General features: G+C 48.0%; 13 protein-coding genes. 5 read left to right on the top strand and 8 right to left on the bottom strand.

Going from position 1 to position 12,433, the window contains the following annotated elements; translation table 11 throughout:
- Positions 1-244 precede the first annotated feature (244 nt).
- Both AC3WRW_RS32065 and AC3WRW_RS32070 read right to left on the bottom strand, forming a co-directional pair.
- Positions 245-535 (bottom strand): hypothetical protein, encoded by a 291-nt coding sequence (locus AC3WRW_RS32065; protein ID WP_492550276.1) that lies wholly within the window; start codon positions 533-535, stop codon positions 245-247.
- Positions 536-685: 150 nt separating this feature from the next.
- Positions 686-1,900 carry an S-layer homology domain-containing protein gene (locus AC3WRW_RS32070; RefSeq protein WP_492550277.1) on the bottom strand — a complete coding sequence of 405 codons (1,215 nt, stop codon included), beginning with the start codon at positions 1,898-1,900 and terminating at the stop codon, positions 686-688.
- Between the two features lie 214 nt (positions 1,901-2,114).
- Here AC3WRW_RS32070 and AC3WRW_RS32075 point away from each other — a divergent pair, with 214 nt between their 5' ends.
- The 4 genes from AC3WRW_RS32075 (at position 2,115) to AC3WRW_RS32090 (ending at position 6,718) form a co-directional block, all read left to right on the top strand.
- Complete coding sequence (locus AC3WRW_RS32075) at positions 2,115-3,770, top strand: FAD-dependent oxidoreductase (RefSeq protein WP_492550278.1); 1,656 nt, start codon at positions 2,115-2,117, stop codon at positions 3,768-3,770.
- Positions 3,771-3,925: 155 nt separating this feature from the next.
- The gene (locus AC3WRW_RS32080) at positions 3,926-4,693 is read left to right on the top strand and encodes a DeoR/GlpR family DNA-binding transcription regulator (protein WP_492550279.1); all 768 of its coding nucleotides are present in this window, start codon (positions 3,926-3,928) and stop codon (positions 4,691-4,693) included.
- Position 4,694: 1 nt separating this feature from the next.
- The gene (locus tag AC3WRW_RS32085; RefSeq protein ID WP_492550280.1) at positions 4,695-5,519 is read left to right on the top strand and encodes an HAD family hydrolase; all 825 of its coding nucleotides are present in this window, start codon (positions 4,695-4,697) and stop codon (positions 5,517-5,519) included.
- Entirely contained in the window at positions 5,516-6,718 is a 1,203-nt protein-coding gene (locus tag AC3WRW_RS32090) for an MFS transporter (protein WP_492550281.1), read from the top strand. The genes AC3WRW_RS32085 and AC3WRW_RS32090 overlap by 4 nt, the downstream gene beginning before the upstream one ends.
- Positions 6,719-6,838: 120 nt before the next feature.
- On the opposite strand, the gene AC3WRW_RS32095 is transcribed toward AC3WRW_RS32090, so the two are convergent.
- From AC3WRW_RS32095 to AC3WRW_RS32110, 4 genes are all read right to left on the bottom strand, one after another.
- Positions 6,839-7,384 (bottom strand): hypothetical protein, encoded by a 546-nt coding sequence (locus AC3WRW_RS32095; protein WP_492550282.1) that lies wholly within the window; start codon positions 7,382-7,384, stop codon positions 6,839-6,841.
- 90 nt (positions 7,385-7,474) lie between these two features.
- Positions 7,475-8,869: a DEAD/DEAH box helicase gene (locus tag AC3WRW_RS32100; protein WP_492550283.1), complete on the bottom strand. Its 1,395-nt coding sequence runs from the start codon at positions 8,867-8,869 to the stop codon at positions 7,475-7,477.
- Positions 8,870-9,014: 145 nt separating this feature from the next.
- Positions 9,015-9,575: an RNA polymerase sigma factor gene (locus tag AC3WRW_RS32105; RefSeq protein WP_492550284.1), complete on the bottom strand. Its 561-nt coding sequence runs from the start codon at positions 9,573-9,575 to the stop codon at positions 9,015-9,017.
- A gap of 137 nt (positions 9,576-9,712) precedes the next feature.
- Positions 9,713-10,516, bottom strand: a complete 804-nt coding sequence (locus tag AC3WRW_RS32110; RefSeq protein WP_492550285.1) for an alpha/beta hydrolase family protein — start codon at positions 10,514-10,516, stop codon at positions 9,713-9,715.
- Positions 10,517-10,598: 82 nt separating this feature from the next.
- On the opposite strand from AC3WRW_RS32110, the gene AC3WRW_RS32115 reads away from it, so the two are divergent.
- Positions 10,599-10,856: a DUF2573 family protein gene (locus AC3WRW_RS32115; RefSeq protein ID WP_492550286.1), complete on the top strand. Its 258-nt coding sequence runs from the start codon at positions 10,599-10,601 to the stop codon at positions 10,854-10,856.
- 51 nt (positions 10,857-10,907) lie between these two features.
- Here AC3WRW_RS32115 and AC3WRW_RS32120 read toward each other — a convergent pair whose 3' ends face one another.
- Together AC3WRW_RS32120 and AC3WRW_RS32125 are read right to left on the bottom strand one after the other, a co-directional pair.
- Positions 10,908-11,684, bottom strand: a complete 777-nt coding sequence (locus tag AC3WRW_RS32120; protein WP_492550287.1) for an SDR family NAD(P)-dependent oxidoreductase — start codon at positions 11,682-11,684, stop codon at positions 10,908-10,910.
- Positions 11,685-11,804: 120 nt separating this feature from the next.
- A complete protein-coding gene (locus AC3WRW_RS32125; protein ID WP_167068363.1) occupies positions 11,805-12,263 on the bottom strand; it encodes a chemotaxis protein CheX in 459 nt (152 codons plus the stop codon).
- Positions 12,264-12,433 lie beyond the last annotated feature (170 nt).

Below are 12,433 nucleotides of genomic sequence, written 5' to 3' on the forward strand. Positions count from 1 at the left end.
AGATTATTCATCTCATTTATAGTCGATTGCTCGACTGTGCTTACTCACTCGTTGTTCAGTTTTCAAAGATCAATGTCTTTCTCATTCCGTCCCGCTCTCGCGACCGGAATTACAATATAGCACATTCGCCCAACCAGATGCAAGTTTTATTTTTACTTTTTTCGATAAAAATTTCAGCTCGTCTTGGCCGGAATGACAATATACCATGGGGATATCAATAATGCAACACCATTCTGCATTTTTTTTACGAATGACCGCGATTCAGCATATCCTCTACCAATTCCTGCTCGAAGCGCTCTTTCAACGCATCATTGCTAGGCGCGACGGATAAGCTGATCTCTTTGTATTCGCGGATCATATTTTGAATGGCTTCCAGGTTGCCTCCCTGAGCGAAATAATCCGTTTGGGCAATAACATGATAAGCAACAGCTTGATAGGCATCGGTAAAGCTTTGATCCATATTGGCGGATCCCCGGTAGTCGGCGTAATATCTTTTGAATGTTTCCATCAGTGTTTCGTTCAGTGATTCGTTCATAGCCATGCCACTCCTTTCAAGATAAAGAACAGTTTCCCACAAGAAAAGGAAGTTTATACGGCATAAAACATAACGGCTCCCCGCAATAATCCGCAAGGAGCCTGTTATGTGTACTTAACCTTTTTCTATATCTCTCTAAAAGTGCTTTTTTTATTTTACATCAATGGAAGAAACAACTTGGTTTTGACCTTTAAGCTCCACCAGATGACCTTGTGTAAATCCGCCCAGGTTGCCTGTCAAAGCTACATTAGCAGCTACGTTATACACGGTAGTTTGGTTTACGCCGTTGATATTTTGAGTGATGGAAATCGTTGTGATTTTACCATTCGCATCAACCGTTGTACCGTTCAACGTACCTACGACATCAAAGGATTGGTTCACTTGCGCCAATTTCGTAACTTCTACGAATACAACTTGATTATTGAAGGAACGAACTTTAATTTCGTCTCCAACTTGAAGTTCGGAAGGAGCTACTTTCACTCCATTGCGCAAAATGAATGCATCCGGGTGCAGAACATAGTTTGTTGTAACTCCCGCTTTCGTTACCGGAAGCACGTTATTGTAAACAGCTGCGTTCACTGTGCCTGCAATGGCGTTTTGCTCATCAGGCATTTGCCCGCCAGTACGATCCAAGAGAGCTGCCAATTGGGCACGCGTTACGTTTTGGTTTGGTTTGAACGTATTGTCTTCGAACCCGTCAACCAGACCTTTCTCAATAGCTACAGCTACATAGCCTACAGAACCTGCAGGGATTTGCTTCGCATCTTTGAATGTCAGCTGCGTATTCATTTTCGCTTTAGCTTCGGACTCAAGTTTCAGCGCTTTTACAAGAAGCGTAGTTGCCCATAGACGGTCAGCTTCTTTATTCGGTTGAACGGAGTCATCGCTCTCAGTGAAAAGGTCGTTTTCAAGAGCTACAGCCACGTACCCTACAGCCCAAGCAGGAACTTTGTCAGCATCTTTGAAGTTTAGTTTTACTGCCATTTCAGCAGGGGATTCCGCTTGTTCGCGCAGACCCATCAATCTTACAGCGGCTGTAATCGCTTCAATGCGGGAAACGGATTTGTCCGGTTTGAACGTACCGTCTTCGTAGCCTTCGAATACACGTTTGGATGCCAAGCTGGCTATGTATCGCATTGCCCATTGAGCGCCTTTAAGATCGTCAAAGTTGATGCGGATTTGAATGTTGCCTTTAACATTAATATTATTGTTATTGTAAGAGCTGCTGATGCTATTGTTTCCTTTGCCGCGGTCGTCACGGTCATTGTGGTCGTTTCCTTTAGCGAACGCTGCAGAAGCGCCTCCCATTACCATTGTCAATACAAGTCCTGTTGCTACAGCTTTCTTCAATAGGTTCTTTTTCATATCAAGTTCCCTCTCCCATATTCATATGATTGGTATAAATAATGTGGAGCCTTCGCGAAGGGTTCCTGGTTATGCTACAAGGATTCGCCATAGAGAAAATGTTTAGGGGGGTGGAGCTGAAATCTTTTAAATTATCAAATGGCCAAGCTGTTAAAACACCTATGAAACTGCTAAACTAAACGGTATAAAAGACTGTCGCTAAAGGAGCCCGCACATGCGTTTACGTAATCCCAGAGTTCAACTCGTTATTGCTCTAGCCGTCGTTCTAATTGGTTTGTTAGTCTTCTCCTTTAGCAAACTCGGGCTTATGCAAACAAAAGTGAAACCGCTCGCCGATTCAACAACAAACATCACGAACCCAAGTCTTCCCCCTGCTACCACAGCGCCCTCAGCTCCAGCAGCAGGAACCAAAAATGAGAATAAGAACACGTATCCAACAGAACAATTTGACGTCGTTGTCATCGGCAGTGAGCTGGAAGGGCTGTATTTAGCCAGGGCGGCGGCAGACGAAGGCTTGAAAGTTAAGGTACTGGATCCTCACAAAGATTTTGGAGGTCAAATTCTTCAAAGCCAAATGCTGTTTCTGGACGAAACACGCGACGATCAAGGTCATTTATTAGTACAAGGCCGCGCTAAAGAATTGTTCGACGGGTTCCGGAATGCCAAGATTCGCAAGCTTTCCGAATTCACTACCTACATGAATAAACTGATCTTGAATATTCCGGTCGAATCCGGCATTGTCATGAATGAAGTTGAGCAAATCAACACCTCTGACAATCTGCATAAAGTTGCATCTATTGTATATACGAACGCTCAGAATGAGAAAAAGAAAATTACAGCCGGCTACTGGGTCGAAAATAGCGATTACGCCGCCCTCATCTCCCGGCTCGATGCTAAGAGGCTGCCTGGACTTGAGAAATTTTACGGACAAAAAGATATCGAATATATGAGTGCCGGTATGATGATGAAGTTCAAGCATGTCGATTGGAAAAAGTTCAACACCACTTTCAACTCGCTTAAGCCTGAGGAAAAATCCAAACAATTTGGCGGCGGCTATGTCAGCGACAGCTTTGCAATTGGACTCAGCGGCATGACAAAGGCTTATCATCCATCCAATGACCGAGTGTTTCTAAGAGGCTTGAATGCGGTGAATCAAAGAGACGGGGAAGTATTGATAAACGCGCTCCTTGTTTATACGGTCGACCCGTCCAAACCTGAATCCATCCAGGAAGCCGTTGCACTTGGCAACAAGGAAACTGCGTCCATTCTGGGGCATTTCCGTAAAACATTGCCAGGCTGGGAGCATGCCGAGCTTGGCGAACTGCCGACCTACCCGTATGTGCGGGAGTATAACCATTACGAAATGGATTATGTGCTAAAGCCGTCCGACCTGCTCTCGGGCACTATGTTCTGGGATAACGTCAGCATTGGCGGCTACCCGCTTGATTTACAAGGCACGAGTGCAAATAAGTGGGGAATTGAAATGGGGCGTCCGGATAAATACGGCATGCCGCTGCGCAGCTTTTTATTGAAAAATTACGATAACGTCATTGCCGCCGGGAAAAATGTGGGTTCCTCAGCGATCGCTTACGGAAGCACAAGAATTCAGCCGAATACGAGCCTGGCCGCTGAATCGATCGGCGTCATCCTCGGACAGATTCACGGCAAGCACACGCTTAGAGAGATCAAGCCGGAAGAAATGACGAAGCTGCAGCAGTATTTAGCCGACCATTATCAGATTAAGCTGACCGGAATTACCGGCACGAACAAAATCAGCGGTTGGACCGCGGATGAAATCAGAAAGCTCGATAGCGGAGAAATTACGTATCCGAGTTATGTACAAACTCGCAAGAAAACAACTGCGAAATAACCACAAACCGTACATTCGTTCCCTGAACGATTGTGCGGCTTTTTTTTACGAAAATTTAAAGAAATGATGGGTTGAAAAAACAGAGCTGCAGTCATATAATAAGCATTATACTTAATATCACTTAAAAACACTTAAGCGAAAGGAGAGAAAACCCCTTGTTTCAAGAGGAGAGACTGATTTCAATCCTTGATTACTTAAAATCAAATAAGCGTATTACTGTTGATTTAATTTGTGAGCTCTATGATGTTTCACGGGATACCGCAAGGCGTGACATGGTGAAGCTTGAAGAACAAGGACGCATCGTGCGGACACGCGGCGGCGCAATTCTTCCTACCCTTTCCAAAGAAGTAGGCAATTACGAACAAAGGCTGCAAGCCGAGTCATCCTCGAAGCTAACCATCGGGAAAACTGCCGCAGCGCTCATTCAGGACGGGGACTATATTATGATGGATGCTTCCACGACAGTTCTCCATGCTGCAACCGCATTAAGTTCCAAGCGCAATGTTGTGGTGACAAGCTCCATAGAAATTGCTGCGATTTTGACCCGTAAGGATGAAACGACGATCCATCTTCTTGGCGGCGTATTGGACAACAAACACCATAGCGTATACGGAGCAAAAGCGATTGAAATGCTGAATGATTACCACGTCGATAAGCTGTTGATCGGGACCTGCGGGATTACAGAAGAAGGCCTGTCAGCTCCTAACGAAGAGGATTGCTATTTAGTTCGCGCCATGATGCAGCATGCTGACCAAGTCATTGTTTTAGCGGATCACTCCAAGTTCGGTAAACGGCTGTTTCATCGGGTCGTAGGTTTCGAAAGCATCGATATCCTAGTGACGGACCAAGCGTTAAGCCCGGAAATGAAAGAGAAATTGCTTGCAAGCGAAGTAGAAATCGTTCTGACTGAAGGAGATGAATGATATGATTAAGCTTATCGTCAGTGATTTGGACGGCACATTGCTCGATCACAGCAAGAAGGTTAGCCCCAGAGAGCAAGCTGCCCTGAAAAAAGCGAAGGAAGCCGATATGATCCTTTGCCTGGCATCAGGAAGAATGAATGTGGAAATGCAGCAAGTATTAGAGGAAATTGGACATCGAGCCTATTCGTTATCGCAAAATGGCGCGTTCATCCATCTGGAGGACGGTACGTTTCTGAAATCCGAGCTCTTCAAGCCTGAGTTGGCTTTCCAAGTGTACCAATTGCTGAAGGAATTTGACCTCGTCAAGCTCGCTTGCTCGGGGGAGGCGAATTATATCACGCATTTGACGCCGGCTTCCGACGAGGTTCAGTCCCGGACATTCCGGCCTTTTATTATCAAAGAGGACTTGGAGCCGTCATTGAGAGGTGAACTTCCCGTATGCAAATTCTCGCTATTTGGAGATATCCAAGTTCTCTTGTCACTTAAATCCGTCATGGAGAAAGAGCTCGGCGATCAAGTCGAACTATTCATCTCCGACAAGGATTGCTTGGACATAATGCCGCTTCAAGTTTCCAAAGGCAACTCGCTGCTCGTGCTGATCGAGAAATTAGGCTTGCAGCCGGAGGAAGTCGCTTGTATCGGAGACTCCTTCAATGATGTCTCCATGTTCGGCATCACCCCGCATAGCTTTGCCATGAAAGGCGCTCACCCGGATGTTAAACAACAAGCCAGCTATCAGGTGGAATCCGTAGCAGAAGCCATTCATCATATATTTGCCTACAACGAAAAATATGTTGCCGAGCAAAAAGGAAGCACGCGGATATGAAAAAATTATTGATCATGGGCTGCTTGTCTTATTTGTTAACAGGCTGTACCCACGTTATTTTTGGCGCTGTACTGCCCGAATTGCTTGCGCATTACGGACGAAGCTACAGCGACGGAGGCCTGCTCGTGTTCCTGGAGTTCGGCGGCTTCCTTCTTGGCGTGCTAAGCGCACCAGCGCTCAGCCGCCGCATCAGCCGCCGAAGCACGATCATTACGGCCTTCGGGCTGCTCTTCCTGGCCATGATCGCCATCGTGCTGCTGCCCCCTTGGCCGCTCGCGGTATGTCTTTCCTTCGTAGCAGGCGTTGCTTTCGGACTCGTTGAATCGAGCATTTCCACCTTTGTGTTAATGGCAGCCAAAGACAAGCAAGCTTCTGCATTCAGCCAGCTTGAAGTCTTTTTCGGACTTGGCGCTTTAATCATGCCGGTGATTTCCAGTCTCCTGATCATGAACGGCTTATGGAAATACGGCTTCATGCTGCTGGGGCTTAGCGCGCTTGCAACAGGCATCATCTGGTCGAAGCTCTCCTTGGGCGAGCACGACGAATTGCTGGATCACAAAGCGGACCGGACGACGGTAAATGTGAAGCCTCCAGCCATGACGAAAAGTTCTTTAACCTTCCTCATTCTGTTCATGCTTGTTTTCTTCATCTACGTAGGGATGGAAAATACGATTGTTAATTTCCTGCCATCAATCTTTATCGATAAAATGCAAACGTCAAGTTCTGTTTCCACTTTAGCGGTAACGGCTTATTGGATTGCTATGGTAATCGGGCGTATATTCGCCGGCGTACTGGCCGAGAAAATGACCTATTTCCGCTATTTGGCCGTCTCTTTTGGCGGCAGCTTGGTTACTGTATTTCTGTGGTTGTTCAGCACTCAGCTGTGGAGCTCCTTCGCTATCGTTCTTCTGCTCGGCCTCTTCATGTCAGGGATGTTCGCTGTCGCTCTTATTTATGCGAATCAATTGCTCCCGGGACGTACGGAGCAAACGACTAGCACGCTGATCGCTTCAGGCGGTTTAGGCGGATCCGTTCTTCCGCTTGGCGTTGGTTGGGGGATGGATAAATTTCAAGTCGGCATCTCGATTTGGTTTGTGTTAGCCGGCATGTGTATCGTGTTCGGGATTGTCGTCTATTCCCGGAGATGGAAGGTTCAGGCTTCAAGCGAAAGGAAACATGAATCCGTTATCGCGACATAGGGTGAAAACGAGGTAAGTTAGCTGGAAAATCTCCGGCTAAATGGATCTAACAAAAATGTACAAGAGGCTGCCCCACAAGTCATAACAATGATGACTGGGACAGCCTCTTTCGTCACGCGTTTACCGCAGCGCCTTCAATTGAATGAGGACCGCTTTCTCTTCGAACCGCACATCCCTTACCCCTATAAGCAAAGGCAAGTGATCTTCGATCGATAGCTCGATCGGAGCAAGCTGAAGCCAATCCTTTGGCAGCTGCAGCCCTTTGATCATCGTGTTCTGATGTCGAACGACGACATTCGGCGGATCCCACTCCAAGGTGAACAACAATTGGGCACCAACAGGCACTTTGTCCTGCCACGTGACATTTACGTCAGCCACTAGATTGGAACCCTGAAGCGTGAGCTTGGCCCCTTCGATTACAACACCGTTAGGCAAAGTCCGATGGGCTGCCAGCTGCTTCTTAACAAGATTGTTCAGATCTTGCTCGCTTACCTGCACTTCCAGCTTCCTGCTCTTGGCGATATCGGCGATCTTGCCGGCAATCGAGATTTCTTGATAGCTCAGGTCCAGATCCTCCGTAGGTTTGATGTGCCGGATGATCATCACCGCGGCGGCCGCAGCAATAACGATGACCGCTATGACGACAACAAATAACTTTTTCAGCACGCTTCACACCCCGCAGAAGACAGATTTGGCGAACCGCACCGATTCCGTAGATTCCGTAGATTCCGTAGATTCCGTAGATTCCGTAGACGGCTACTCTTTGTTCTGCTGCTTTTCCTTAAGCCAGCGGGGAGCGCCCTTGCTCTTGCGGTCTCGCTCGCGCTGGGCTTTGCTCACGGCCTTGCCGCCGGCGGCCGTTGGCTTCGGCGCTGCCGGCTTCGCCGGGGCAGCGTCGCGCGCGTCCGGCGCCGCGGCAGCATCGCGCAGTCCGGCGGAGCCGCTGCGCACAGGCGCTGCGCCCCTCGGGCGCGCAGCTTCACGGCGGCTGCGCATGGCAGCCGCGCTGCGGTCCTGGGCCGGATCGACGAGCCGGCCCTCGTACATCGCCTTCGGCGCGATCGTGATCCCGAGCTGTTTCTCGAATTTATCGAGAATGAACTGCTCCTTCGGTGTCACGATGGAAATGGTCGTGCCCTCGCGGCCCATCCGACCGGTCCGGCCTACGCGATGGAGATAGTACTCCGCGTTCGTGGCAGGATCCAAGTGGAAAACGTGGGTCACGCCTTCAATGTCGAGGCCTCTTGCCGCAACATCCGTCGCCAGCAGCAATTGGAATTTCCCTTCCCGGAAGCTTCCCATCACTTTGGCCCGGTCCTGTTTGCTTGCTTCTCCGTATAGAGCTTCAATCGATAATCCAACATATTGAAGCTTGGCTACAACTTGAGCGATATCATCCGTTACATTGATAAATACGATCGCGGATTTGGGCTTAATTAAGCGTACAAGTCTTCGCAGCGTATCAATCTTTTCACGCTCTTGGCACACCACGTACATATGCTCCAAAGTTTCCGCGGTACGCTGGCTTGGATTGATTTTAATGATAGCCGGTTCCTTCAGCCATCTGCCCGCCGCTTGCTCTGTGCTTTGAGGAATCGTTGCAGACACGAACACCTTTTGACTGGACTTCAGCATCCCTTTTAAGACAGCTTCAACATCCTGCATAGAACCTAACTCGAACACTTGATCCACTTCATCAACAACACCGATTTTCACATGGTGCAGAGTCAGCTTCTTTATTTTCATAAGCTCAAGCAAACGTCCCGGCGTTCCCACAACGATATGAGGGTGCAGCCGAAGCTTTTCAACTTGTCTGACCACAGCCGCTCCGCCAATCAACGATTGCGAACGAACAGGGCCGCCGGCCGTCAATTTTTCAATTTCTTGCATGATTTGCATCCCTAGCTCCCTTGTCGGGACAACAACAAGCACCTGAAGTTGTTTCTGCATCGGATCGATTTGCTCCAGCGCCGGCAGCAAATACGCTAACGTTTTGCCTGTGCCGGTTTGCGACTGAATAATCGCATCGCTGCCTTGTTTCAAAACAGGAATCGCTTCCGCTTGAATCGGCGTTGGCTCGCCAATACCCATTTCTTTCAATTTATCTAAATACGTTTGTGCAATTTGCAGCTGTTCAAAGCTTGTACTCAATGGACGTAAACCCCTTTTCTCATTCAACCTGATGACCTTATTATATGCGACGCCGTATACCGATACAAATCAGAACTTTGAAAAACGCCGCTAAACAGCGGCGTCTGCCTCCGTACAAGCAGAAATAAGAGTCCGCATGGACTCTTTATTTGCCAGTTCCCCACTCTTCCAACAGCTTCTGCTTAATCACATCTCTTGCCCGGAACAAACGCTGCCGCACAACACCTTCCGTAACCCCGAGCTCGATGGCCATGTCCTTGTAAGATAAATTATGTATCCATTTCATTGCAATAATTTGCCGGTAGGACGGTGTTAGCTGATTGATATAAGCTATGATGGCTTCACGCATGAGCTTCAGCTCGACCTCTTGATCCAGGGGAACCAAATAATCCGAGGTTGGCGCTGCCTCCTTGATGCACAGCATCAGCTCAGTCTCAAGTTCATCCCGGTTGCGTCTGTGCTTCCTGAGGTGATTCAAGGTCACATTCCGGGTCAGCTTTTTAACCCAGCTTTCATATTTATCAATATCTTGAAGCAGCGGCGCCTTACGCACAGCCCGAAGAAAAGACTCTTGAATGATATCCTCAACAGCCGCATGATCCCGAAGAATAAAATAAATCATGGGATACACGAGGAGATAGAACTCATGATATATCTGTTCTTGCACGTTCTTCTCTAAGGTATAGAAATCACTGCTAAATAACAATCTGAGAGACTTCGAAATCAACGCCCCCTAGCCCACCAGGTAAAAACAATCTCTGTTTCATATCCTTATTTTAGGGCAAAGCCAAGGAGTAAACAACAATAAAAACAAAGTATTATGGTAATATCATCCACTTCGTACTAATGTTGGTTTTTTTCTCGCAACCAGGCAAATACATCGTCCAGCGCCTTCTCGTCTTCTCTCCGGGGAAACCGGTGATCCAGTCCCGTAAACAAGGCCATGGTGTAGACTTTGCCTGCCCGCTCCAAAGCAGCAGCCAATTTTCTCGCATGACCGATATCGACTTGCGAGTCCTGAGTGCCATGAATAATATAGATGGGCGTGTCGATCTCATGAACCCAATATACCGGAGACCGGTCCACATAAGCTTCGACTTGTTTCTTCGGGTGTCCGACTACGCGCTTTAACATCCGCCGCAAATCCACGCGCTGTTCATAGGTGTCCAGCATGTCGCTGACGCCTCCCCATACGACAACTGGACCTACCCCGCTGCACTCTCTAGCCGCGCGCATCGCCATAACGGCTCCGCGGGAAAAGCCGATCAAGGATACAGGTCCTGGCTCTACTTCCGCCAAGGACTGTACCAGCGGGATAGCATGAAATAAATCGTACCTGTCTTCACCCGCAAAATCTTCGCGCCCTTCGCCGCCTTCATTGCCTCTGTAATACGGCGCGAAGACGACATAACCGCGTTTGGCCATAGAGATAATTCGCCGCTTCCGAACCATGCCGACACGTTTGATGCCACCCCGGCAGTAAATCACCGCCGGCCGCGGGCTTGCTCCTTCCGGAACGGCTAGAAGCCCTTTCACCTTCAACCCCTGGCTTACATAGGTAAGAATAAATAGCGAAATATGTTTCACGAAGCAGCGTATTTGCTCTCTTGCTACTAATTGGCCATCTTGCAATTGTGCTGTGGACATGGGTCCCCCCTATTTTGACAGCTGTCAGATCATCCTATAAACTAAAAGTGTCTTACTATTTTCCATCCGAAGGGATGAAACTATGAATACAGATTTTGAGAAAGAATTCAACGCCTTAGTGGTCAAAACCGCTGAACTCATTACGGGAGACACTTCGCCTGAAATGCTTGAGAAAATAAAGATTTGGGCATTTTTTAATCACGTTCATAAGTCGCTCCCAGCCTTGACCTCCCATTGGAACCAAACGCATCCGGAAAGCAAAGCGGAGGTACGCCGCATCTTCGAAGAGATTCGTGATCTGAACCAAGCCCAGCAAGCGAAAAAGCCTGACCCGAAGTAACTGCCATCACGTAGATAAAGCGGAATCCCGGTCCATTGACCGGGACCCGCTTTATTTTTTATTCAGAATCCCCGAAGCCAGCCGGTCGAACAACCGCGGAAACAGGTGAAACAACTTGACTCCTGCGCCTGCTACAAAAGGAAGATTCTTCTCCGGTATTTTTTTCTGTACGGCATGAATCAGCTCTTTAACGACTTTCTCCGGTTTGAGCATAAACCATGCCACATTTTTCACATAGTTCCCGCTCGGGTCTGCTTTATCGAAAAATGGCGTAGAGATCGGACCCGGGTTAATCGCCGTAACCGAAATCCCCGTTCGCATCAGCTCCTGACGCAGGCTGTTCGTGAAACCAAGCACGGCATGCTTCGTTGCCGAGTAGCCCGTGGATTTGGCCGAACCGATTTTCCCTGCCATGGAAGCAATGTTCACGATATGGCCGCTCCCCGCCTTCAACATATGAGGCAACACGGCCCCTGTACACCGGACGACTCCCATGTAATTTACATTCATCATGTCTTCAAAATGCTCCAGCGGAGCCCCTGCAAACGACTCAAATATCCCGTATCCGGCATTATTAATCAGAATATCGATGCGGCCGAACTTGGCGATAACCTGACTAACCACGTCATGTACTTGCCCCGTATTCGTAACGTCCATGGCGTAAACGGCGTGCTGCCCTGGGAGACCGGCGGCGATGGTTTCAAGCTTGTCCGTGCTGCGGGCAGTCAAAACGGGGATCGCTCCCATTTCGGCAAATTGCTGTGCCATGACCGCCCCGATGCCGCTTGAAGCGCCTGTAATCAAAACGATTTTATTGGAAATGTTCAACGTCATTTCTCTCCTTATCTCACCAGCGTGCAAAAAAAAGAGAACTGCTTATCACAGTGCTCCTTCATTCTATCATATGTATACAACATGATTATCCAAATGAATATCCTAAAACTCATATTACGTAATTAACACTTGAATGTCCAATTCCCCTATGCTGTCCATGATCAAAGGAATGGTTAACGCCCGCTTCGGCACGAATCCGGCAGCCGTTGCCGATTGAACAAGCTTCGGAGGTGTGATATCGACTCTTACGCCTTGATTAAAGAGCATCGTGCTTGCATTCCCGCTAATCATATTGCCTAATTCCGATATGGCGCTTTTGCCCATATCATCCATTTCCGTTATCACGAATCCGCCCATCATCGCGGAAACCATTTTCAATGCGACATCCTCAGCCAAGCCGAATACAATATCGCCTTCCATTTGTCCGGTCATCCCGATTTGGATCCAAATATACTTTTCTACAAATTTGACGTCTTTGACGCCGAGCTGCCCCGTAGTTGGGCGAATGTTAGCAACCTGCTCGATGACAATTCTAGCCGACTCCAAAAAAGGATTAATGTACTCAGCCTTCATAGCTCCGCTCCGATCTCATTTGTGAATAAGTTCCACGCGAAAAACGACCTTTTTCAACATTATACCTAAAATACTAGGACAAGTATACTGTATTTATTACAAAATAAGGTTCAAAAGTACTAATAGCGACATTTTCAGACCGGGCGTAGCCCCGTGACCTGTGTCTTGTA

Source organism: Paenibacillus sp. FW126-R14 (assembly GCF_058789495.1).

What these genes read in the sequence shown, in the direction of transcription:
- AC3WRW_RS32065 (WP_492550276.1), bottom strand. Translation starts at nt 535, where the DNA reads ATGAACGAATCACTGAACGAAACACTGATGGAAACATTCAAAAGATAT.
- AC3WRW_RS32070 (WP_492550277.1), bottom strand. Translation starts at nt 1,900, where the DNA reads ATGAAAAAGAACCTATTGAAGAAAGCTGTAGCAACAGGACTTGTATTG.
- AC3WRW_RS32075 (WP_492550278.1), top strand. Translation starts at nt 2,115, where the DNA reads ATGCGTTTACGTAATCCCAGAGTTCAACTCGTTATTGCTCTAGCCGTC.
- AC3WRW_RS32085 (WP_492550280.1), top strand. Translation starts at nt 4,695, where the DNA reads ATGATTAAGCTTATCGTCAGTGATTTGGACGGCACATTGCTCGATCAC.
- AC3WRW_RS32090 (WP_492550281.1), top strand. Translation starts at nt 5,516, where the DNA reads ATGAAAAAATTATTGATCATGGGCTGCTTGTCTTATTTGTTAACAGGC.
- AC3WRW_RS32110 (WP_492550285.1), bottom strand. Translation starts at nt 10,516, where the DNA reads ATGTCCACAGCACAATTGCAAGATGGCCAATTAGTAGCAAGAGAGCAA.
- AC3WRW_RS32115 (WP_492550286.1), top strand. Translation starts at nt 10,599, where the DNA reads ATGAATACAGATTTTGAGAAAGAATTCAACGCCTTAGTGGTCAAAACC.
- AC3WRW_RS32125 (WP_167068363.1), bottom strand. Translation starts at nt 12,263, where the DNA reads ATGAAGGCTGAGTACATTAATCCTTTTTTGGAGTCGGCTAGAATTGTC.